The sequence below is a fragment of the Stenotrophomonas sp. TWI809 genome, assembly GCF_039673205.1.
Taxonomy (GTDB): domain Bacteria; phylum Pseudomonadota; class Gammaproteobacteria; order Xanthomonadales; family Xanthomonadaceae; genus Stenotrophomonas.
On record NZ_JBDJLE010000012.1, the window covers coordinates 19,177 to 41,249 of the forward strand.

22 protein-coding genes are annotated in these 22,073 nt (G+C 66.8%); 8 read left to right on the plus strand and 14 right to left on the minus strand.

Translation table 11 applies throughout. From position 1 onward, the window contains the following. Nucleotides 1-71: 71 nt before the first annotated feature. The 8 genes from ABE472_RS10785 to ABE472_RS10820 form a co-directional block, all read right to left on the minus strand. Nucleotides 72-620: a DUF4136 domain-containing protein gene (locus ABE472_RS10785; protein ID WP_070470735.1), complete on the minus strand. Its 549-nt coding sequence runs from the start codon at nucleotides 618-620 to the stop codon at nucleotides 72-74. A gap of 156 nt (nucleotides 621-776) precedes the next feature. Continuing rightward, on the minus strand, nucleotides 777-1,286 hold the full coding sequence (locus tag ABE472_RS10790) for a hypothetical protein (RefSeq protein ID WP_070470733.1): 510 nt from the start codon (nucleotides 1,284-1,286) through the stop codon (nucleotides 777-779). 1 nt (nucleotide 1,287) lies between these two features. Beyond that, nucleotides 1,288-2,106, minus strand: coding sequence for a DUF2092 domain-containing protein (locus ABE472_RS10795; protein WP_346466176.1), 819 nt, complete (start codon nucleotides 2,104-2,106; stop codon nucleotides 1,288-1,290). Nucleotides 2,107-2,157: 51 nt separating this feature from the next. Next, nucleotides 2,158-3,135 carry a transporter gene (locus ABE472_RS10800; RefSeq protein WP_346466177.1) on the minus strand — a complete coding sequence of 326 codons (978 nt, stop codon included), beginning with the start codon at nucleotides 3,133-3,135 and terminating at the stop codon, nucleotides 2,158-2,160. Nucleotides 3,136-3,178: 43 nt separating this feature from the next. Continuing rightward, nucleotides 3,179-3,562: a DUF1622 domain-containing protein gene (locus ABE472_RS10805; protein ID WP_121036991.1), complete on the minus strand. Its 384-nt coding sequence runs from the start codon at nucleotides 3,560-3,562 to the stop codon at nucleotides 3,179-3,181. Nucleotides 3,563-3,604: 42 nt separating this feature from the next. Next, complete coding sequence (locus ABE472_RS10810) at nucleotides 3,605-4,531, minus strand: formylglycine-generating enzyme family protein (protein ID WP_346466178.1); 927 nt, start codon at nucleotides 4,529-4,531, stop codon at nucleotides 3,605-3,607. Continuing rightward, complete coding sequence (locus tag ABE472_RS10815; RefSeq protein ID WP_254427870.1) at nucleotides 4,528-5,067, minus strand: DUF202 domain-containing protein; 540 nt, start codon at nucleotides 5,065-5,067, stop codon at nucleotides 4,528-4,530. The genes ABE472_RS10810 and ABE472_RS10815 overlap by 4 nt, the downstream gene beginning before the upstream one ends. After that, nucleotides 5,064-5,468, minus strand: a complete 405-nt coding sequence (locus ABE472_RS10820) for a hypothetical protein (RefSeq protein ID WP_346466179.1) — start codon at nucleotides 5,466-5,468, stop codon at nucleotides 5,064-5,066. Before ABE472_RS10820 ends, ABE472_RS10815 begins: the two co-directional genes overlap by 4 nt. A gap of 186 nt (nucleotides 5,469-5,654) precedes the next feature. Between ABE472_RS10820 and ABE472_RS10825 the strand changes: the two genes are divergently transcribed. Beyond that, the gene (locus tag ABE472_RS10825) at nucleotides 5,655-6,827 is read left to right on the plus strand and encodes a hypothetical protein (protein WP_146027620.1); all 1,173 of its coding nucleotides are present in this window, start codon (nucleotides 5,655-5,657) and stop codon (nucleotides 6,825-6,827) included. Between the two features lie 21 nt (nucleotides 6,828-6,848). On the opposite strand, the gene ABE472_RS10830 is transcribed toward ABE472_RS10825, so the two are convergent. From ABE472_RS10830 to ABE472_RS10840, 3 genes are all read right to left on the minus strand, one after another. Continuing rightward, entirely contained in the window at nucleotides 6,849-7,256 is a 408-nt protein-coding gene (locus tag ABE472_RS10830; protein WP_070470723.1) for a response regulator transcription factor, read from the minus strand. 116 nt (nucleotides 7,257-7,372) lie between these two features. Further along, nucleotides 7,373-8,023 (minus strand): response regulator transcription factor, encoded by a 651-nt coding sequence (locus tag ABE472_RS10835; protein WP_346466180.1) that lies wholly within the window; start codon nucleotides 8,021-8,023, stop codon nucleotides 7,373-7,375. 204 nt (nucleotides 8,024-8,227) lie between these two features. Then, nucleotides 8,228-9,199, minus strand: coding sequence for a helix-turn-helix domain-containing protein (locus tag ABE472_RS10840; protein ID WP_346466181.1), 972 nt, complete (start codon nucleotides 9,197-9,199; stop codon nucleotides 8,228-8,230). 217 nt (nucleotides 9,200-9,416) lie between these two features. Between ABE472_RS10840 and ABE472_RS10845 the strand changes: the two genes are divergently transcribed. The 4 genes from ABE472_RS10845 to ABE472_RS10860 all read left to right on the plus strand — a co-directional run bounded on the left by ABE472_RS10845 (nucleotide 9,417) and on the right by ABE472_RS10860 (nucleotide 12,964). Next, a complete protein-coding gene (locus ABE472_RS10845) occupies nucleotides 9,417-11,111 on the plus strand; it encodes a sensor histidine kinase (RefSeq protein WP_346466182.1) in 1,695 nt (564 codons plus the stop codon). Between the two features lie 88 nt (nucleotides 11,112-11,199). Then, nucleotides 11,200-12,087 carry a phosphatase PAP2 family protein gene (locus ABE472_RS10850; RefSeq protein WP_346466183.1) on the plus strand — a complete coding sequence of 296 codons (888 nt, stop codon included), beginning with the start codon at nucleotides 11,200-11,202 and terminating at the stop codon, nucleotides 12,085-12,087. Nucleotides 12,088-12,151: 64 nt separating this feature from the next. Continuing rightward, nucleotides 12,152-12,292, plus strand: coding sequence for a hypothetical protein (locus tag ABE472_RS10855; RefSeq protein WP_313211406.1), 141 nt, complete (start codon nucleotides 12,152-12,154; stop codon nucleotides 12,290-12,292). 90 nt (nucleotides 12,293-12,382) lie between these two features. Beyond that, a complete protein-coding gene (locus tag ABE472_RS10860) occupies nucleotides 12,383-12,964 on the plus strand; it encodes a fasciclin domain-containing protein (RefSeq protein ID WP_346462505.1) in 582 nt (193 codons plus the stop codon). Nucleotides 12,965-13,162: 198 nt separating this feature from the next. On the opposite strand, the gene ABE472_RS10865 is transcribed toward ABE472_RS10860, so the two are convergent. The 3 genes from ABE472_RS10865 to ABE472_RS10875 form a co-directional block, all read right to left on the minus strand. After that, on the minus strand, nucleotides 13,163-14,017 hold the full coding sequence (locus ABE472_RS10865) for an OmpA family protein (protein WP_346462507.1): 855 nt from the start codon (nucleotides 14,015-14,017) through the stop codon (nucleotides 13,163-13,165). A 77-nt stretch (nucleotides 14,018-14,094) separates the two neighbouring features. Beyond that, nucleotides 14,095-18,672: a YadA-like family protein gene (locus tag ABE472_RS10870; protein ID WP_346462509.1), complete on the minus strand. Its 4,578-nt coding sequence runs from the start codon at nucleotides 18,670-18,672 to the stop codon at nucleotides 14,095-14,097. Between the two features lie 215 nt (nucleotides 18,673-18,887). Beyond that, nucleotides 18,888-19,877 (minus strand): helix-turn-helix domain-containing protein, encoded by a 990-nt coding sequence (locus ABE472_RS10875; RefSeq protein WP_313211408.1) that lies wholly within the window; start codon nucleotides 19,875-19,877, stop codon nucleotides 18,888-18,890. A gap of 857 nt (nucleotides 19,878-20,734) precedes the next feature. Here ABE472_RS10875 and ABE472_RS10880 point away from each other — a divergent pair. The 3 genes from ABE472_RS10880 to ABE472_RS10890 all read left to right on the plus strand — a co-directional run bounded on the left by ABE472_RS10880 (nucleotide 20,735) and on the right by ABE472_RS10890 (nucleotide 22,054). Beyond that, nucleotides 20,735-20,923, plus strand: a complete 189-nt coding sequence (locus ABE472_RS10880; RefSeq protein ID WP_019184693.1) for a Flp family type IVb pilin — start codon at nucleotides 20,735-20,737, stop codon at nucleotides 20,921-20,923. 100 nt (nucleotides 20,924-21,023) lie between these two features. After that, the gene (locus ABE472_RS10885; protein WP_313218557.1) at nucleotides 21,024-21,569 is read left to right on the plus strand and encodes an A24 family peptidase; all 546 of its coding nucleotides are present in this window, start codon (nucleotides 21,024-21,026) and stop codon (nucleotides 21,567-21,569) included. Next, on the plus strand, nucleotides 21,566-22,054 hold the full coding sequence (locus tag ABE472_RS10890) for a pilus assembly protein (RefSeq protein WP_313211410.1): 489 nt from the start codon (nucleotides 21,566-21,568) through the stop codon (nucleotides 22,052-22,054). The genes ABE472_RS10885 and ABE472_RS10890 overlap by 4 nt, the downstream gene beginning before the upstream one ends. The last annotated feature ends 19 nt before the right edge of the window (nucleotides 22,055-22,073 follow it).

Here is a 22,073-nt window from a genome sequence, read left to right on the forward strand (position 1 = left end):
CGTGCCGGTGGGAGGGAACAGCCCGGCGCGGGCCCACGCGGTTGAACGCATCTCAGGCCGTGCCGCAGTGATCAGCGTGCGGCGGTCGTGCCCGGCGGGAACGCAGCAAACAGCTTGTCCAGGCCGGCTTCCACCGCCGCGTTGACCTTGTCCGGCGAGGTCGGCACGGTGCCGCTGGCGGTGCCGCGCCAGACCGCCTGCTTGGTCTTGGCGTCGAACATATCCACGACCAGCGTGCCGACGTCATAGGTGTGCACCGTGGTGGTGGCATTACCCATGGCCATCCCGCCACCCCAGCCGCCGCCACGCCAGCCCCAGCCGCCCATGCCCGTCCCGGAGTAGAACGTATCCAGGGTCTGCTTCTGACCGGTGGCGATATGCGCCGCCAGGGCGATGTCGCCGTTGGGCGCTTCGCGCAGGCCCTTGGCCTGCAGGCGTGCGTTGATGCCGTCGATGATGCGTTGCTGCACCAGCGGCGAGCTCGCCTGGGGTTTCATCGCCCAGGTATAGGTCTTGTAGGAGGCGAAACTGGCTGACGGATCGAAGTCGGTCTTGACGGTCGGAGTGGATGCACAGGCGACCAGAGAAGTCGCCAGGACGGCGATGGCAAAGGCTTTCATGACGCGAGTCTCCAAAGGCGGGATGGAAAGACGCGCTGCGGTCGCAGCCGTCCTGGGGCGGGCCGTGGTGGCCAGTGGTTCCAGCCCCACGGTAGTGCACTGCCGGCCACGCGTAATGCGCATAACTACGGTAGAGAGGCGGGAAAAACTACCGAGTCAACGCGGCGGATTGATCACCACGTATTGCACGGTGGTCCCGGCATAGCGCGGCTCATACCAGACATTGCCGCACTGCTGGTAGGCCATGCCGTTGATCACCGTGGTCACGCAGCTGGGCGGAACCGAATTGACGATCGAACCGATCACCGCCGAGGTCACGGCCACGCCCGCCGTCACCGCTGCAGCGGTGGCGAAGGGATGATCGTCCCAGTGGTTCCAGTGGTCGTCGTGGTAGTTCACATCCACATTGACGTTGCGGTTCACGTTGCGATTGACGGTGCGGTTGCTGTCGATGTTGCGGTTGATGTTGGCCCCGCGGTTCACGTTGCCGCCCTGCGGGCGCTGCACCGGGCGGTTGATGCTGGTATGCGCACTGGCGCGCGCGCCACCGCCATGGAAGCCGCTGCGCTGCGCGCTCGCCGATGCGGACACGGCCAGCAACACCACCAGCAGCATGCCCGCCGCCAGGGAGGAGGCCACGAAAAAGCGGTTGATCACGATACGCATGTCAGTTCTCCTGCCCAGCATCGGTGACGACCACCGCGACCGGCACCAGCTTGATGCGGGCCGCATCGGCCGGCGGCGTGAACTGGAAGGCGGTCGCGGGCACGGCGCTGCGCGTGTCCCAGCGCAGGTGGGCGCGATACTGCGGCAGCGCCGGATCATCCAGTGAGGTGATCACCAGCTTCTTCGGCAATGCGGTGGCCTTGCTGACCCACAGCTGCCAGTCCACGCCATCCTGCTTGAACGCGTACTGCTCGATCGCCTCGCCGTCCACCGTGCCACCGCCGATGTGCAGCGCGCCACGGATGGCGGTTTTGGGCGCCTTGTCGGTGCCCCACAGGAACATGTCGGCCAGCGGCATGTCGATGCCATAGCGGGCGGCGGCATCGTCCACCAGTTCGCCCAGCGTACTGTTCAGTCCGTCCACCTGGGCGTAGTACTTCAGGCGCGGCGAATACAGCGACAACGCCTTGCCGTCGTAGAACAGCTGGCGCAGCTGGCGATCGCTTCGCAGCTCCAGGAACAGCTGGTTCGGGGCGCGCACCTTGTAGGTCACCACACCATCCAGCTCCACCTTCTGGCCGTCCTCCAGCACGATCTCGGTGCTGGCATCGGAGGTCAGCGAGAACTGCTTGAGCGCACGCAGCGCAGCGCCCATGCGGTCCAGAGCGGCCAACGCCTCGGGATCGCGCTCGGGCGCGTCGGCCGGTGCAGCCGGGGGGGAGACGGGAGTGGCAACACGGGTGGCGCCGTGCGCGACGGGCGCCAGCGCCGCCAGCATCAGGCAGGCCGACCACGCAACCGGGGGAATGGCAGAGGACATGACCGTTACTCCATGGCACGGTAAACAGTGGCCGCCGTCAGGCGACCGGGATCAGAAGCCGCCGCTGATCGACAGACTCCACGGGTCGCCTTCGAAGCGGTTCTTGACGCTGAATTCGCCGACATAGCGGAACGACACATCCACATGCTCGCCGCCGGACCATTTCTTGCCGTAGGTCAGCACCGGGCCGATACCAAACGAGCGGCCTTTGAAGCCCCCCAGGCGGTCGGCGGTGTCGCCCTTGTCGTCCTGCAACTGCTGGATCCAGCCACCAGCCGCCCCGAACCCCCAGCCACTGGCGGTGCGCTTGACCAGCAGCGCATCAGCCCGTGCGACCACGCCGTTCTTGTAGTCGGTATCGTCGTTGCGGGTGTACCAGTCGGTGGCGCCCAGCACACTGAATTCCAGCGTGCCCTTCTGGAACAGGTGCGTGTAGCCCACGCTGGGCGAGAACGTCCAGATGTTCATGCCTGGATTGGCCAGCCGGTTCGGGTCGTACTTGGCGGTGGGCGCATATACGTATACGCCGAAGGAAAGGTGCTGCACCTCGCTGATGTGGAACCCGGCGATCACCGGGGCGAAGTACACGTCGAACAGATTGGAGGCATGGTCCTTGGTCTGGAAACGGTTGCCCAGTGGGCCTGCCAGGTTGGCGGTGACCTCGGCATCGATGTACGGCACGGTCAGCATCGAGGCGAAATTCCAACGCCCGGCCTGGGTCGGCCATACGTACACCCCGGTGGCAGCGGTCAGGTTCACGTCGGCCTCCAGGCCCAGCGAGATCTGCCCGGCGATGGGCGCGGGGCGGTCGCCGCTGATCTTGCCGTTGTAGCGGATGTAGCTCAGCGACCACTGCATGCCCGGCTCCGGCGGAATCACACCGGCGTACGAGGTGATCTGCATGCCGGTGATCGAGCGCCCGAGCGCGCCCTCGGTCGCCCATGCCGGCGCGGCGGACAGTGCAGCCAGCGAGCCCAGCGCGAGGGCCAGTGGCCAGCGACGCGGCAGGCGGAGAAAGGACATGGTCATGCGGTGGCCCTCCGGCACGGGTGCAGGTTCATGGATACGCACCTCACAGCGGCTCCGGCTCCGGCGCCGGCCGCGTGGCACGCTGACGTTCGCGGACATCGGCGATGTCGCGCTCCAGGAAATAGTTCAGGAACGTGCGGATCACCGCGATCGCGGCCAACTGACCGATCGCGTCCCAGCTGGTGTAGATCGACGATTCGATGATGTCCGCCGAGAGCTGCATGGTCAGCCCGGCCACCAGCCAACGCCCGTAGCCCAACCACAGGTCGCGGCGCTCGACGTTGGTCAGGTGGCCGCGCAGCGCCAGCCGCACGGCCCTCACGAACACCACCACGGTGGCCATCGCGATCAGCACCAGGGCCATCGCATCGATGATCACCACCACCGGTTCGGTGATGGCGATCAGCCACGCCTTGAGAGGAAGCATCGTCGGGGCTCCGGTAGGCATCGCATTGCGGGGCGTTCGGGTTCATCCGCGCTCCACGCAACGGAAGCCGAGGTGGCAGGTGGAGGTATCGATGGGCTGCGCCATGCGCGCCGCAGGCCGGTAGCGCCTGCAGTAGTTCGGCGCACACAGGTGTGAGCCGCCCTTCATCACCCGGCGCGGAACCGCGCTTCGATCGCGCGGGTCGTGGCTGCGCTCACGCAGCCCGCCACGCGGATTGTCGATCGCGCAGCACGGCTTGCCCTGCAGCTGGTCATGCTGCTGATACCAGTCGCGGGTCCATTCCCAGACGTTGCCGATCATGTCGTACAGCCCGTATCCGTTGGGCGGATAGCTGCCGACCGGTGACGTCCAGCGGTGGCCGTCCTCATCCAGGCTCTGCCAGGGAAATTCGCCCTGCCAGGTATTGGCCTGGTGGCGGCCGCCGGGAATGAGGGTGTCGCCCCAGGCGAACTCACCCCTCTCCTGGCCGCCACGCGCTGCGAATTCCCACTCGGCCTCGGTCGGCAGGTCCTTCTCCATCCACCGGGCATAGGCCAGCGCATCGGCGAAGGTGACGTGGACCACCGGGTGATCCTCCAGGCCTTGCAGGCTGGACAGCGGACCCCGCGGATGCCGCCAGTCTGCCCCGGGAATGTAGTGCCACCAGTTGTGTGTGTTGCCCATGTCCACCGGGTGCGGAGGCTGCACGAACACCACCGAGGCCGGCTGCAGCAGCGCCGGGTCCGCGCCGGGATAGTCGCGCGGATCGGCTGACTGCTCGGCTGCGGTGACGTGGCCAGTGGCCTGGATGAAGCGGGCGAACTCCCGGTTGGTCACCGGGTAGCGATCGATCCGGAACCGCCCTACCCGCGCCTTGTGCGCCGGACGCTCTTCAGGATAGTGATCGTTGGAGCCCATGCTGAAGACTCCGCCAGCCAGCTCGATCATGCTATCGGCCACGACACTCATGCGAACGGCGCCACGTTGAAGGTCATGCTGACGATCGCCAGCAGGCCAAGCAGCCACAGCAGGCCGGCGGTGATCAGGGTCAGCGAGATCGGGTAGTGACTCTCCCCGTGGATCAGGCCTTCGCGGATCATCTCCTCGCGCTCGGCACGCAGGCCCTGCATGTAGCGGATGTGATAGAGGATGCCGAGGGTCAGCAGCACCATGCCGAGGCCGACCAGCGCGATGCCGAAGTTGCGTGGCGCATGCGGACGCAGGCCGACGCCGGGCACCTCCAGCATGTGGCCGAAGAACTGATAGATGGTGAAACCGAAGCCGATCAGCGACAGCGCCGTGCGGATGATCGACATCAGCGTGCGGTCCGCGCTCATGCGCGTGCGCTGGAATGACATCCCGGTGCGCCGCGAGGAGAGCTCCATCGAGGTGGCATCGGCACCCCCCAGCAGCGTTTTGGCCTGCTCGATGGTGAGCGCACGCTCGGTCAGCTGCTCGCGGGGGTCCTGGGCACTCATCGGCTGGTCGTCTCGTGAGGGGGTCATTTGCGGTGCAGGAAGTAGCTGGCGATGCGGGTAGTCGGTCCGCGCAGGATCAGATACGGCAGGAAGCCGAGCACGACCGCGATGACGAAGGCTTCTACCGGATACTTGAACGCGCCGAACATGCGGAACTGGTAGATCACATCCATGCCGACCCCCAGCAGAAGAATGCGGGCGGTTGCGGTGACCCCTTCGCGCCAGGCGACCAGCCGGTCACCAGCAGAGCTGTGCGCCATCAGCCAGGCATAGGGCGCCTTGCCCGCCTTGGCATCCTTGATGCCATCGATCAACGCCGCGATCAGCGCCATCGTCGGCTGCAGGAAGAAGCGGAAGGTCATGGGGCCATCCGCGCGATCGATCATGTCGGTCCAGAAGCGCGTCAGAATATCGATCACCAGGAGCATGGGCGGGATCCTTGCGTCAGGCCTCCAGCTTGGGCGCCGCCCGGTAGCCACACAATCGAGTTGTTACTGCAACCTCTCCAGTATTTTTACTGCGTCCAACGCGTGGAAAGGCAGCGCTATGCTCAGCGATATCGCGTCCGCTGCCCGCTGCAGCCGCGCCTTCTCTTTCTTCGCCACGGGCCCCCCATGCACTTGGACCAGCACCACTACTCCCTGATGCGCGGCGGACTGGTGCATCGGCTGCTGCAGGCCGCCGGCATGCTGCGCGGCACCGCCCGCCTCTCGCTGTGGATGGCCGCGGCATTGGTGGTGATCTCGCTGGCGCCGTTGGTGGTGCTGACCGCGCGCGCGGGCACCCTGTGGACGCTCCCCCCGGGCATGCCGTTGCTGGGGGACTACGCCACCCTCGCCCGCGTACTGCTGGCGATGCCTCTGCTGGTGATTGCCGCACCGCGCTCGGACACCTTGCTGCGCAATGCGTTTCGCCAACTGACCCGCGCCGGCCTGGTGCCACCGCAGCGACAGGGCAGATTGACCGCGCTGCTGGCGAAGGTGCGCCGCTGGCGCGATGGCTGGCTGCCTGAAGCGCTCTGTGTGGTGATCGCATGGCTGCCGCTGTTGTTCGGCACGGACAGCGTGAGCCTGCTGCCGGGCGTCGCCGACTGGCGCCTGGAGCACGGTGCATTGACGGCCGCCGGACGCTGGTACGAATGGGTCGCCGTGCCGCTGTTCCGGCTGGTGGCGTTGCTCTGGCTATGGCGCTTCGTGCTGTGGACCGGCCTGCTCTGGCGGCTGCCGCGTGTAGGGCTGGCACTGCACGCAGAGCACCCGGATGGCGCTGGCGGCCTGGCCTTCCTGGGCATGGCGCAGGAACGCTTCGCGGTGCTCGCCCTGGCCGGCGGCATCCTGGTCGCCGGTGCGTGTGTCAATCATGTTCACTATCTGGGCGAGAGTCTTTATGACCTGCGCCACCTGCTGGCCGGCTATGTCATCGGTGCCACGCTCCTGCTGGTGGCGCCGCTGCTGGTCATGATGCCGAGCATGATGCGGGCCAAGCGCCATGCGCTGTACCGCTTCGATGCGCTGGGCAATCGCGCCGCGGCGCTGTTCGACCAGCGCTGGCGATCAGGGTCACGACAGGAGGCCGACACGGACTCCCTGCTGGACCATGGTGATGCATCCGCGTTCGCTGATTTCAGCGGCGTCTACAAGGGCCTGGCCAGCATGTCGGTGCTGCCGTTGAACCGCTGGAATCTGCTCTGGATCGCCCTGCACGCCGTCGTGCCTCTGCTGCCGCTGGTGCTGCTGGCAATGTCGGTGGATGAGCTGGCCCGCAAGCTGCTCGGCATCCTGGTCTGACGGCCCTCGCCATTAGCGGGATCAGCCCTTGCGCAGGCCGCGCAGCGAGCGCGACACGAACGATTCACCCTTCAGGGCGGCCGCCACCGCCGGCAGCAGGTCATCGCCTGCGTCGGATTTGAGCACATAACTGCACGCACCCAGGGCCATCGCCTGCGACACCATCTGGGGCTCGGCATGCACCGTGATGAACACCACGCCCAGCACGGGGCGTTGCAGGCGCAGCCGACGTGCGGCTTCCAATCCGTTCATTTCCGGCATCGCGATATCGGTGACCACCACATCCGGCAACATGCTCTGCGCCGCCTGCACCAGCGAGGCGCCATCCTGGACCAGGCCAATCACCTGGAACTGCTGGGACAGCAAGCCACGCAGCTGCCGCCCCATCGCGCATCCATCTTCGGCCAGCAACACACGGACAGCATTCATCGCACTCGCCCGCTCGATGCCTGCCACGATGGTGTGGCCAGACACAGTACGGTAACAAGGGAAAAACAACCGGTGGCGGGCAAGTAAATCTACTTGCCCATCCGCAGGCGGGCGGCCTAGTGACGGATCAGACCTTCCAACTCGGCCTTGCGCACCAGCTCCAGCGTGCCATGCACGCCCAGCTCCTGCATGATCGCGTACTTGTGCGATTCGATCGTCCGCACCGATACCCCAAGCTCGTAAGCGATCTGCTTGGAGCGCAGGCCGCGCGCCACGTATTCCAGGATGCGCAGCTGCTTGTCGGTCAGTACATACTGGCAGCGACCCGATGCCACGATCGCGTTGGCCGCCAGTGTCGGGGTCACATAGGTCTGGCCGTCCATCACCCCATTGATCGCGCGGACCAGTTCATCGCCGGCCGCGCTTTTGAGGATGTAGCCCCGCGCACCGGCCCGGATGGCCTCGGCCGCCATGCTCGATTCGTCGTGCATGGTGAGGAACACGAAGGGCGTCAGGCAGCCCTCGCTGCGGGCCTGACGCATCACGTCGATGCCGCTGATACCGGGCATGCTGATGTCAGAGACCACCACGTCCGGCGATTCGCGGCGTAGCGAGTCCAGCAGTTCCTCGCCGGAGGACACCAGTACGATCGATTCGAAACAGTCCATCAGCAATCTCTCGATACCCTGCGCCACCAGCATGTGGTCATCGGCGACGACCACCTTGCGGAACGGTACGGACATCGACTGCGCGCACGAAACGCCCATTGCATTGTCTCCATTGGTTTCAATCTTCCCCTGATTGACCTGCAGGTGCGACCGCCATCGCCCACTACGCCGGGCGTGATGGCATCCCGTTCTGTCGTCCCGGTGCATCTGCAGCCAGCCGAACATGCGATCCGCGCCGTGATGGGATCGTGATGCGATGCACGCCATCACGGCGCTCGACCCGCAGCGTGTTCAGGCCGGCATTCAGCGTCTCAGCGTGTCTCGTGGACATTCCCCGAAGACATTCCGGTACGTCACCGAGAAGCGTCCGAGATGCCCGAAGCCCAGCCGCAGGGCGATGTCGGTCACGCTGTCGTGCGTGTCCCCCTGCAGCAATGCGCTGCGCGCGCGGTTCAAGCGGGCCAGCTGGTGCCAATGGCAGGGCCCATGTCCGTAGGCATCACGAAACAGACGTTCGAGTTGGCGTTCGCCCACGCCCAGCGCGAGCGACAAGGCGGCACTGTCGAAGGGCCGGTCCAGATGGGCTTTCAGATAGCCCTCGGCCCGCTGCACCACGGCAGCGCGGTGGCGTTCGATCCAGCTGCCATCGGCACGTCGTTGCGGCCCGGCATCGGCGGCACTGACGGCATCCACGAACACGCCCAGCAGCACCGCCGACTGCGCCGCCAGCTGCTCCGGCGTGATCAGGCCCTGCCAACGGGCGGCCGTGTCCAGTGCGGAAAAGACGCCGTAACGCAGTGCCTGCGCGTGCGCAGGGGTGGCCGGTCGGCTGCACCAGCCACGGCGTGGCAGGCGCAATTCGCGGCCTACCCGCGCCACGGCCTCGCGCTGCAGGACCTCGCGTGGAATCAGCAGCACGGCCCACTGCCAGCCCCCGGGCTGCGGACGCACATTAAGCTCGCTGTCCTCGGCGAACACCATCACCTGGCCCGCGGGCACCCAGCGTCCGTTGGCCCACATCGGCTGCTGGCAGGACACGGCCATTGCCAGTGCGATCAATCCTTCGCCGAAACTGCCGCTGGCGAAAATCGGCAGCGTATAGGCGCCACTGTCCAGGCTGAACTCCGGAAAGACCAGCCGCTGCAGGCACGCGCGAAAGTGTCCGGCGGCGAGCAGACGCTGTTCGAAGCGGGTGTCGCGCACTACCCCCAGCAACGCATCGGCGTCGAAGCCATCGACGACGAAGCGGCTGTACGGGGCCATCGGTTCGTCCATGCCAGTTCCTCGAACAGGTCGGAAATCGGATAGCGCGACGGAGCACAAGCTGTTTACATCGGCGCGATTGTGGGGCGGAAACGACATCGCTACAAGCGGTGACACGCTGCCCCGCAAGCGTGAAACGCATCACATTAAGACCTGTCCGGGGGAGGCGTTGCGCGCCTCGGGGACGGGCCTCGATCCGAAGCTTCCTCACGCACCCACCGAGGTCCACGTGCGCGTCAACGCGTCTGTTACGCACATCGCTCATGTCGACAGCACCCGTGCAGCAGCATCGGACGATTCGGTCAGCCCCACCACCTCCACACACCCATCACCCGCGCTTCGCATCGCATTCACGCACGTCCTGCCGCTGCTGGTCGGCTGCCTGCTCGGCCAGTTGTTGCCAACGCTGGCGCAGATGCCCGGGTTTCGCCTGCACGTGCTGTGGATTCCAGGACCGCTCTTGATGGGCTGGTTGCTGTTCACCCCGCGCCCGCAGTGGCGCACCTGCCTGCTGGCGGCCGCGACCGGTACCGTGCTGGCGTCCGTGCTGGTGCCATTCGTCGGACTGAGTGGGCTGGTGGCCAGTGCCGGTGAACTCGTCCTCGTGGCCGCCGCGGCCTGGCTGCTGCTGCGCTGGCGCGGCACGGGTTCGCCGCTGGAGGGATATCGCGATATCGCGTTGTTCGTCGTGCTCGGGGGCATCGCGCTTCCCGTATGCGTGGCGTGGTGGCAGATGCTCGTCGTTCCCGATGCGCCCCGCGGGCTGGCCGCACCGGGCGTGCTGCTCACACGGCTGCTCTGCAGCAGCGTGAGCTACCTGCTGATCGTGCCGGCGGTGGTCAACATCGCGCGGGTGCTGCAGACACCGGAACGTCGGGCCGGCTGGCGTTGGCGTACCGTCGCCGTCGCCGTGCTGCTGTTGGGCGTGCTCGGCGTGATCTGGGGCATGGACTGGCCCGAAGGGGTCATGACCCCGCTGCTGGTGCTGGCCCCCATTCCGCTGCTGATCTGGGCGTTGATCGTGTTCGGGGTCAGCGGCGCGGCGGTGTGCATGCTGGTCGTGGCGGTGCTGGCGATGCAGTTGAGCATGGCCGGTATAGGACCGTTTGCCTTCTGGACACCCGAGCGCAACCTGATCACCGCCCAGGTGTGGACCTTGGGCACCAGCTGCGCCCTGCTGTTCCTTGGCGCGCTGTCCGAACAGAAGCTGTCCAATCACCTGAAGCTGCAGCAGGCCTATCGTCGGCTGGGGGAGGTGACCGGGCGGATGCTGGTGGTGCAGGAAGAAGAGCGCACACGCATCGCGCGCGACCTGCATGACGACGTCAACCAGTCGCTGGCGGCGATCTCGATCTGCCTGAGTACGCTGCGCAACCAGATTCCCGACGCCGAACGCCACAGCGTGGTCGAGCTCCAGGACCAGCTGTTGACGGTGTCCAATGACATCCGGTCGATCTCCCACGAACTGCATCCGAGCATCCTGCGTTTCACCGGCCTGGCCAGTGCCCTCGATGCGTTCTGCATCAAGCGCAATGCACGTGGCGCGCTGCGCGTGCGATGCCGGATCGAAAACCCGCCCCGGCTCGGTGACGACCGCGAGCTGAGTCTGTTCCGGATCGTGCAGGAAGCGGTGAACAACGTGGACAAACACGCGCATGCCAGTACCGCCCATGTGCTGGTGACGGTGCGCGGCGAGCAACTGCTGCTGCGGGTCGACGACGATGGCATCGGCATGCCGGTAGCGGGCAGCACGCCGGCGGCGCCGGGGCTGGGCATGATCAGCATGGAAGAGCGCGCACGGCTGCTGGGTGGCAGCCTGCAGATCGGTTCCAGCCCGCTGGGCGGCACCCGTGTCGAAGTGCGCTTTCCGTTGGGTGATGCGGCGACCGGGCTGCCGCCGGTGCGCGTGGTCGCGCACCCGTAAAGATACTGAGGCCGGACGCGTAGAAAGGCGGTTGTACGTGCCGCATCGGCCGGACACAGTGAACCGACACTTGCCCGTGGAGCGCCCCATGCACTGGAATGCCCTGCCCTCCCGCTGCCGCCATGGCGCGGCCCTGCTCGCGCTGACCTGCGCATTGACGGCGTGCACGTCGTCTCCGCCCCGGTCGACCGCGGCACCGCCGACCGCTGCACCCGCCGCCGTGCCTGCCCCCGCCCCGGTGCCGGAGCTGCGCCCCGGCATTCCGGCCGGCTACCTCGGGCGCGCACTGCCGGACAGTCTGGCCCTGTTGCCGGCGCCCCCGGCCAAGGGCTCGGCGGCATTCGCCAACGATCAGGCCGTCCATCGGGCGGCGCAGCAGCTGCGAGGCACGCCCCGGTACGCGCTGGCGACCACGGATTCGGACCTGCACTTCCCGCAGGTGGCCAACACGTTCTCCTGCGCGCTCGGGGTGCCGATCAGCCAGCAGACATCGCCGGCGCTGTACCTGCTGCTGCAGCGCACGCTGGTCGATGCCGGGCTGGCCACCTACGCCGCCAAGGACCATTACAAGCGCACACGCCCCTTCGTGTTCTACAAGGAAGGCACCTGTGCGCCCGCCGATGAGGCCTCCCTGCGGAACGACGGCTCCTATCCGTCCGGGCATACCGCCATCAGCTGGAGCTGGGCCCTGCTGCTGACCGAGCTGAGCCCGGACCGCGCCGACGCCCTGCTCGCACGTGGCCGCGCGTTCGGTGAAAACCGCCTGATCTGCAACGCGCACTGGCAGAGCGACGTGCTCGAAGGGCGTGCGGTCGCTGCCGGCGCGGTGGCGGCCCTGCATGCCAATGCTGATTTCAACCGCGACATGGCGCTGGCGCGGGCGGAGATCCAGTCGCTGCGCAGCAACAGTGTGCAGCCCAGCAACTGCGAGGCGGAGAAAGCAGCGCTGGCCATCCCGATTCCCGGGGTCCTCTAGCGCGCGGCCGTGCGTGACCCGCGACCCGTGCCATCCTGCGCCGATCTCCCCCAAGGCGCAGCGCATGGCACAGGTCCAGATTGTTTCCGATGGCGTGAACTACCGTCATCAGATCCGCAGTGGCGAGCACGTCCTGTTGGCCGACGAGCCCGTCAGCCGCCATCGCACCGTGCAGACACCATCCTCACCTGCGCCTGACAGTTGAAAAATAGTGTGCTCCGCGTGCATCCACCCCGCCACTCCCGCCGTAACTAAGGGTGCGTCATACCGGCGCATCCATTTGGGAGTTTTGGTCATGAAGATCCAGTTCGCAGGCCTCGTACTGATCGGTTGTCTTGCCGCCACCGCGTCCCCGCTCGTCTTCGCGCAGGCCCCGGCCGCGCCGATGGCGGCGCACAGCAATCCGATGGTCGGCGGTGCGGCGATGTATGCCAACAAGGACATCATCGACAACGCCGTCAGTTCCAAGGACCACACCACGCTGGTTGCCGCGGTCAAGGCCGCCGGCCTGGTCGATACGCTGAAGGGCCCCGGCCCGTTCACCGTGTTCGCGCCGACCAATGCGGCCTTCTCCGCGCTGCCCAAGGGCACCGTGGAGGGACTGCTGAAGCCGGAAAAGAAGGCCGACCTGACCAGGATCCTGACCTACCACGTCGTCCCCGGCGCGGTCACCAGCACCGATCTGATGGCCAAGATCAAGCAGGGCGGTGGCAAGGCGAGCCTGACGACGGTGGAAGGTGAAGCGCTGACCGCCCGTGTCGCCGGCAAGGGCATCACCCTGACGGACAGCAAGGGCCAGGTCGCGCAGGTGACCATTGCCGATGTGAAGCAAAGCAACGGCGTGATCCATGTGATCGATAAGGTCCTGATGCCGTAACCGGAAAAGGCGGCCGCAGATCGCCAGCGGCCGCCCCGGGTGGGAGGAAGAGATGACCTGGCGCGCCGTCTTCAGAACGATGACGGGGGAGACATCACGCTGTGCGGACGACGCGCCAGGTCAAGACGGTCCCTCGCCGGCGCACGGGTGCGCCGGCGGGGTATGGGCAGAGAGGTGAGCAGGCGGCCCCGTGCGGCTTCAGCGCGGCAGTGCCTTGCCCGACAGTTCGACGCGCCGGTTCGGTGCCAGACAGACGATCAGGGCCTTGCGCTGCGCCTGCTCGCACTGCACCAGCGGATCGGCCTTGCCGCGCCCTTCGGCGATGATGGCCGCCGTCGGCACTCCGCCGGCCACCAGCGCATCGCGCACGGCTTCAGCGCGCCGCTGCGACAGCACCAGGTTGTAGCGGTCGCTGCCGATCCGGTCCGTATAGCCGATCACCTGGATGGTCTGCACCCGGCTTGCATCCCGGACCTGCTGCAGCAGGGCGTCCACGTTCCGGCGCCCCTCGGGGGTGAGCATGGCGCTGTCGAAGGCAAACATCGCGTCGGCTGCCAGCCGCAGCGGCTCGCTCGGCATCGGCGCGGGTGCGGGGGGCGTCGGGGGGCGCGGCGGATCAAGCACGGCCGCACAGGCCTGCGGCTTCCAGTGCGCCGTCTGGGCGATCCCCTTTCCATCGAAGTCGACCTTGAACTGGCAGGTGAAATAGTCCCCGCCCGGGCTGCTGCGGAAGTTGAACAGGTAGTTCCATTCGCGCACGCCCCACATGCCCTCGCCGAAATGCGGGGTGCCCAGCAGGGCGTACAGTTGGCGCTTGCTCATGCCACGGGCGAACAGGCGCAGAGTGTCGACATCCACGAACAGGCCCTCCTTCAACGTGGCTTTGCGGGGATCCGGGAAGTTCGCCGCATCGGTGTCGGCGGTGTCGGCGGTCGCAGTGGACGGCGTGGTGCGTTGTTCGCCGTGGCTGGCGCAGGCGCCCAGCAGCAGGGCCGCCAGGCTCAGGCCCAGTGACCGCAACAGCGGCACCTGGGTGGTGGATGTGGGCTGCATGGACATGGTGTTCCCCCTGTATGCGTTGAATGCGGACCGCAGGTCCGGTGCCGGCAGCGCGCCGGCACCGGAGGCAGTCACCACTGGATGCCGGCACCTACCGCGACACCACCATCGCCGCGGCTGTTGGTCGAACCGCTGAACTTGTAGATCCAGCGCCCGCCTTCGGAGACCCCCGAGATGCCCACCGCCACGCCGGATTCACCGTTGAAGCTGCCGGCGGCGAGCGAGGCCATGCTGCGGCCGGCCTCATAGGGCTGCGGCAGGGCGGCCACCGCCATCGCCGAGGCGACACCGGCCGAGGCACGGTTGTCGGTCTTCTGCAGGTTGCGGTCGAACGAGTCCATGCGCTCGTCGGTGTAGGCCTTGGACCAGTCCAGGGTCTGGGCCATGCCGCTGCGCAGCTGGTCCACGTTGACGGCATCGGTCCCGGCGGTACCCGGGGCGACGTTGCGCACCGTGGTCGGCCCGGTAGCCGTGCTGCCCAGGGTCACGCTGTTGAGGTTGGTGGTGCCGTTGACGTTGGTGTCGTAACGGATCGTGCCCTGCTGGGAGGCCTGCAGCTGGCGGACGTTGACCGCGTCGGTGGCGTCGCTGCCATCAGCCACGTTGGCGATCTGCCGCTCCGCACCACTGCTGCCTACCGAGACCGTGTTGGCCCGATCGGCCACCGAACCGGCGCCCAGCGCGACGCTGTTGCTGCCCTGTGCGCTGGCTCCGTTGCCCAGCGCCGTGGCGTTGTTGCCCGCGGCGGCGGCGCCGGCACCACCGGCCACGGCGTTGTCGCCGGAGGCCGAGGGCGCAGCCAGGTTCTGCGTGTTGTTGACCTGGAACATGCCGGAGGTACCGTTGTTGATGTTGTTGATCTGCGTATCCGTGTAGGCCTTGGACTCGTTGATCGCGTAGTTCACGCCGTTCTGCAGCTGGCCCACATTGACCGCGTCGTAGCGCTCGGAACCATCGGCCACATGGGTGACCTTGCGCTCGGCCCCGGTACTGCCGACGGCCACTTCGCCCACCGAACTGCTCGCCCCGGTCTGGCCGTAGGCACCGGTGTACCCCGTCTGTGCCCCCACGCTGGCAACCGAGCCGGCGCCGAGCGCAACGCTGTTGTCCGCACTGGCGCTGGCGCCGTCACCGATGGCCGCACTGCCGCTTCCGGCGGCGCTGGCCAGCGGCCCGATCGCGATGCTGTCGGCACCGCCCGCAGTGGCCGCGCCCTTGGTCGAGTTCACCTGCACGTACTGGCTGTTGCCACCCGGCTGGATCTGGTCGATGCGGGTATTGAGGTTGGTCAGCGAGGCATCTACCGCCGAGAAGGCCACGGTGACGTCGCTGTAATCGTTGGCGATGACACTGCCGTCGGTGGCGATGGAGGAGATGCGGAAGGTCGGCGCCGTCCAGATCCCGGTGTTGCCGTCGAAGTTGGTGGTGCCGCCGAAGTACCCCACCAGCGCATTGTTGGTCTGGAACAGCTGGTTGCCATTGACCGCATCCAGGCTGCCGGCCTGCACGCGACCCTCGGCCAGGTTGGTCAGTGCGACCGCCGCGCCACTGGCATCACCGGCCAGGGTGATGGTGTTGGTGGCATTGCCGCTGGCATCGGCGTCGTACTTCACCGCCAGGCGGTCCACGGTGTCGGTCTGGTCGGCGACGTTGGCCAGCGAGGTGCTGACCGCATCGAAGGCACTGCCGACGTTGTCATAGCTGCCGGCGGTGACCTGGCCATCGCTGGCGACGTTGTTGATGGTGTAGCTCGGCGCGGTGACCATGCCGTTGGCATCCAGCGCAGCGCCGCCACCGAGGTGGGTGGCCACGGCCTGGTTGGCAGCGAACAGCTGGGCCCCGTTGATCGCTTCGCTGCTGCTGGCGGTGACACTGCCAGCGGCCAGGTTGCTGAGCGTGGTAGCACCGCCACCGTTGCCCAGTGTGGCACTGGCGTAGTTCACGCTGCCATCGGGATTGAGGTCGTAGCGCAGCGCGCCCTGTTCGGACGCCTCCAGCTGGCCCAGGTTGACTGCATCGGTGGCCTCGGTGCCCGCGGCCACGTTCGCCACCTGGCGTTCTGCACCGACCGCACCGACGGACACCGTGTTCTCGCGGTCGGCCAGTGCACCGGCACCCACCGCGACGCTGTTGGCGGCCGTGGCCGAGGCACCCGTGCCGACCGCGATGCTGTCCAGGCCCGCGGCGGCGGCTTCTGCCCCGGTCGAGTTGATCTTCAGATAGCGGCTGCCAACACCGTTGCGGATATCGGTGATCTGCGTGTTGAGGTTGACCAGCGAACCATCCACCGCGGAGAAGGCATCGCTGGCGTTGTCGTACACCCCCTGCGCGACTGCCCCGCCGGTGGAGATCGTGGAGATCTGGAAGCTCGGTGCGGTCCACGCGCCGGTGACCGGATCGTAGGCAGTGACGCCGCCGAAGTAGTCGACAATCGCACTGTTGGTGTCGAACAGCTGGGCGCCGTTGATGGCCTCGGTGCTGGTTGCGTTGACCGCGCCGTTGGCGAGGTTGGCGATCGTGGTGGTGCCGGTGCCGCCGCCGAGGGTGACCCGGCGGAAGTCGGCGCCGCCCGCGCCATCGTCGTCATAGGTCACCGCGAGCGTGCCGACCGCATCGATCTGCGAGATCGCGCCCTGCAGCTGGGCCACGTTGACCGCGTCGGTGGCGGCGCTGCCGGCAGCCACGTTGCTGATCTGGCGCTCACCACCGGCGAAGCCGACCGAGACTTCACCGGCCGACACCTGCTGCCCGTTCAACCCGTAAGCACTGTAGCCGGCCTGCGCGCCGCGGTTGGCGGCCGATCGGTACCCCAGCGCCACGCTGTTGGCCTGGTTGGAGGTGGCTTCCGCACCGAGGATGGTCTGGCCGTTGGCGGTGCCCGTCGCACTATCGCCGACGACCACGGAATGGCCCATGCGCGCGGCGTAGTCGGCGGTCGGGACGCCGGTGGGGTCGGTCGGATCGTTGAGCCCGGCGCCGGGGAACGCGATGCTGGCGTCCTGCCGCGGCAGCTCATGACGTGCGTTGGCGCCGATCACCACTTCCTTGGAGCCGTTGGCAAACGCCCCATCGCCGACCAGCACCTGGTAATCCTGCGCGGCATTGACCGCCCAGCAGTCCACGCTGGCCACCAGCAGGTTGAGGCACTTGTTCGACCATGCCGGCGACCCGTCCGGCAACACCAGGCCGAGCAGGCCGTTGGGATCGCCGTTGTTGATGTTGTAGATGTAGCTGTCGGAAGTGACGCCGCCGATCAGGGTCAGGTGCGAGCTGCCACCGGTGCTGGCGTTTCCCAGTCCATCGAGCAGCGTGCCGACCGGGCTCAGGTTGACCACCGGCAGGCCCAGCACGTTGGTGACCGAGTAGGTCTGCATCACGTTGGCGCTGCTGACTGCCAGGTTGCCATTGCGCACGTAGCCGTCGCCACCCAGCAGACCCTGCGCGGTGGGTCCGACCAGCTGCGAGAGCGAGCCGACCAGGCCACCGGTACCGATGATAAGGCCGGCGTTCGGATCGGCCGGGGCCGGTCCCTTCGGGCTGCCCGGCGGCAGCGACGTCGGTGCCGGGAACACGGTACCCAGTATCGGCGTGGTGACCGCGCCGACCGCGCCGAGCACGGGAGTCGTGATCGCACCCACCGTCGTGCCGACGCCATCAAGCAGGCCGCCGACCGCACCGCCCACACCGTTCAACAACCCACCGAGCGCGTTGCCCAATCCGTTCGGCGCCAGCGCCATCGAGCTGGTCTGCACGGCGCTGACGCCGGCATCGACGAGCTTGGGATTGCGGTCGGCCGCATCGACCACGTGGCCGAGCGCATCCACGCGCACGCCGCCAGCGACATTGCTCGCCAGCGATGCCTGGACCGCGTCCGGGGCATCGGGCGTGACCGTGGCCTCGGCGATCAGCGTCGCCTTGGCCTCCACCTCGGCCGCCGCCAGCCGTGCCTGTACTGCCGCATCGACGTTGGCCTCCAGTGCGGCCTTCCGCGGCGACGGCGTCGCGACGGCCACGTTCGCCGCCGCCTTCGCCTCGGCGTTCACTGCCCGTGCCGTATCCGCTGCCGCGGTGAGTCGCGCATCGGCCTTGACCGGCACGTGCACCGTCGCTGCGGTCGGCGCAATCGAGGCGACCGCGTTGGTATCGGCATGGGCATTCAACCCGGCACCGTTGCTGGTACCTGCCGCGATGCCCAGATCGGCCAAGGCTGCCACCTGGCCCCCGGGTGCGGCAACGCGCCTGGGCAGGTCCGCGTTGGCCTGCGCAGCGGCATGCACCTGCAGCGCCGCCCGGTGGGCCGTCGGTGTACCGAGGTTGAGATTGACCTTGGCATCCACGCTCAGCAGGGGGGCCGTGCCACGATCACGTGCCGCGGCTGCCAGCGCCACGTCGGCATCGAGCTTCACCGGCAGCGGTGCGGTGTACTTGGCGGTCAGTGCCTGCAGGTCGGTGAGGGTCTGGTTCTCACCCGCCCATGCACTGCCCGTGCACAGGGCCAGCGAGAGGCCCAGCGACAGCACCGACATCGGCACCTTCAGATGCACCACCACCGGACCAGCCGCCAGGCTGCCGCGCGCGGTGGCGATTTCGGAGACGACCACCAGGGCGTTCAGCCGGTGGCTCCACACCAATCGAAAGATACGGTTCATCAGGTATTCCCCCGTTTACGAATGCGTTGAACATCACCGGTGCCTGACGGCACGTGGATGTCATTACAGTCGAGGGGTCAAACCGTGAGCACTTCATTCCGGCAGCGCAAACGTGCGTTCCGGCAAGACGAGGGGTAAAACCGGCAGGCCTATGGGCAATTTCGGCAGGTTGCCGAATATGTGCACGGCGGGCGCGCAGCTGCCCACGTAAACCCTCAGGCCGGGCTGCCCATCTGGGCCGGCGCACGCATCAGCGTGTCGCGCGGCAGCTCGCCGAACACGCGGCGATAGTTGTCGGCGAATCGCGAAAGGTCCCACAGCCCGCAGCTGAGTGCGATGGCTTTCACCGATTTTCGGCTGGAATCGGCCATCGACAACCCACGGCACGCCGCGCACAACCGCAACATCGACAGATACCGGTTCGGCGAGGTACCGAACAGATCTTCGAAGGCATACCGCAATGCGCGCTCGCTTACACCGGCGGCATCACAGATTTCATTCATATAGATATAACGACGCAGATTGAGCCGCATGAAGTTCTCGGCGCGCTGCGCGATCAGATAATGCGTGCGCCGGCCACGGCTGCAGGTGGGGTGGTCATCGCTGCCCGCGCCGAGCAGCGCCTGGATGTGGTCATGCAGAAGGGCGTCCACGGCGTCGGCCGGCAACGTCCCGCCCTGCCCGAGCAGCGCTTGCTGGACATCACCGTAGCGTTGCACCAGTCGCGCTGCGTTGCTGCCTGTGCCGGCCTGGAAGAGGGAGAGGGCCTGCCCTGAGGGCAAGGTGCTGCGCAGGCTCAGCTCGGTCAGCTTGCGCTGAACGCGCTGCATCGGCGCGAGCAGCAACGTCAGGTGGGTGCCGGCGCTGAGCGTGAACTCGCTGATGCCCTCCGGCAGCACGGTCAACGCCATCCCGGCGGCCAGCGGCATGCCATGGCACCAGCTGACGTTCTCATTGGTGGCGTGGATCAAGCCAAGCAGGCACCAGTCCTGGGGCAGCATGAAACGACCACGGAAATGAAACCCGCTCACCGCGGTGCAGAACAGCGCTTCGTCATGCACCTGCGATTCGATCGCGGCACGCGGGCCGTTGCCATCGAGCAGGACCATCTCCAGATCGCACACGCGCAGGACACCGCTGAGCGAGGTCAGGTCGAATGCCCGCAGCCCGCTGTCGATCTGGTCTTCCACCACACCATCTACCATGACAGTGATGCCCCCTTTGGCCTGGAAACCCGATGCCTGCGCCGCATGGCCACCGGGTGCGCACTCCTGCGTTTTCCTGCTGCGCATTCTGTTGCGGCCAACCCGCCGCGACGATGCCCGCCAGCCCGCCCATGTAACTCGTTCGTGACCGCAGCTAAATCATTCACTGATCGCAGCTAAATCATTCACTGATTGCAGCTAAATCATTCACTGATTGCAGCTAAACCCCTCAGCCGATGCGACAGCGATTGTCGGCGAAGCCTTCGATACGCATTTTTGGCAATTATGCCCGAACTGGACGCCAGGTAAACAGAATCACAATCATCGTCACAACTGTGTCCGAAACCGTTGAAACCCAACGTTAAAGCGCGCTCGCATGGCGTCAAATAGTTGACATCACATCGTCATCACATAATCTCTACCCGGGCTTCACTTTGCCGCCATTACATCAGGGCTCATGCACGACGCACACGCGGCGCGAAGTTTCTAAAGTTGACCCCACGCCTGCCGATTTTGTGTATTGGATCCCACGTGATTCGTCGAGCATCGAATTCAGGACGCGCGGCGATACCGACGCGGTGATCGAGAAACAAGGGGAACGCCATGGACAGCAATCTTCGTACGCACTGCCCTCATTGCCGACGCCGCGTTTCGGCAGCAATGACCGCACTGTCCAGCGCGATCCGCCTCCAATGACGTCGCCCGGGCTCCGCCCGGTCGATAGCGCAGGCCTGCAAGGGCCGCACCGCGCAGGATGCGCGGTCGTGATGGCGGTCCTGGCGGAGCCAGGCAACACCATCGGTACCAGGGGCTGTATCCGCCCGTTCGGGCTCTGATTGGGAAATGGAGAAACCGTCATGAATGCATCCGTTCGCAAGTTCCTCGTTGAAGAAGATGGCGTGACCGCGCTCGAATACGGCCTGCTGGCCGCCGTGATCGCGGGCATCCTGGTGGCGGTGGGTAAAGACCAGATCACCGGATTCTTCGAAAATCTGTTCACCAAGCTGGGTGAAGTGGTCGACGACGCAACCGCGGCCGCGGCCTGATCGACTGTCGTTGACTGCCTGCGCTGTCGCCCGGCTCTCCCCGCGGCGACGGCATGGCACGCAAGTGCGTCGTACGACCGATTCGGGGGACATAACGCATATGGAACTCCTTCCCCTGGTGGCACTGCTGCTGGGCGTACAGGTCGCCATCCATGACCTGTACGCCCGACGGGTGTCCAATCGCGGGTTGCTGTTGGCCACCGGCGTCGCGCTGGTCGCGCTGGCGTGGCAGTGGTGGATGGCTGGCCGCGGATTTCCGGGCACGCACCTGCTCGGCTTCGTACTGGGATTGCTGTCGCTGCTGCCGTTCTATGCCATCGGCTGGATGGGTGCCGGTGATGTGAAGTATTTCGCCGTGCTCGGCCTGCTGCTCGGCGCGGCGCCATTGCTTCCAATCTGGATCATCGCCAGCCTGCTCGCCGGTGCGCATGCGACGTGCGTGATCGTCGCGCGGCGCATCGCGCCTGCGTTGTCCCATTCCGGTCCGCGTCCCGAGACGGACAATGCGGCCTCGCGCCGCCTGCAGCCGGTGATCGCGCAGTGGCGGCAGGCGCGCCAGGGCCGGGTCGGCATTCCCTATGCGGCGTACCTGGCCTTCGCCAGTATCTGGTGGGTCCTGCAGCAGCCATCCGGCGGTGCCGCATGAGCATCACCGCCAGCCCCCTCCGCCGCCCGACGCGGCAGCGCGGCATCGCGACCCTTGAGTTCGCGCTCATGCTGTTGTTCGGCCTGTTGCCACTGCTGCTGGTCACCTATTCAGGCGTGATGATCATGGCCGTGCAGCAGACGCTGTCGGCGGCGTCGGCGGAAGGCGCACGTGCTGCGTTCCGCCATGCCACGCCGACCGAACGCCGCACCGCCGCCTGCCTGGCGGCACGACGCTCCATGCAGTGGCTGCTCACTTACGCCAAGCAGACCCCCGATTGCGCCGCGGCTGGCGCGCCACCGATCACCGTTTCCACGCCCGCGCCCTGCGCCGACCTGCCGGCCGCGCAATGCATCCGCGTGGAGGTGAGCTACGACTACCGCGCCCACCCCTTCCTGCCCGGTACCGGGCGCGTGTACGGCTGGGTAATGCCACGGGCGCTGCGCAGCACCGCTGTCGCCCAACTCGACCTCGGCGGCAACTGATGACCTTCCGGAGAACCGC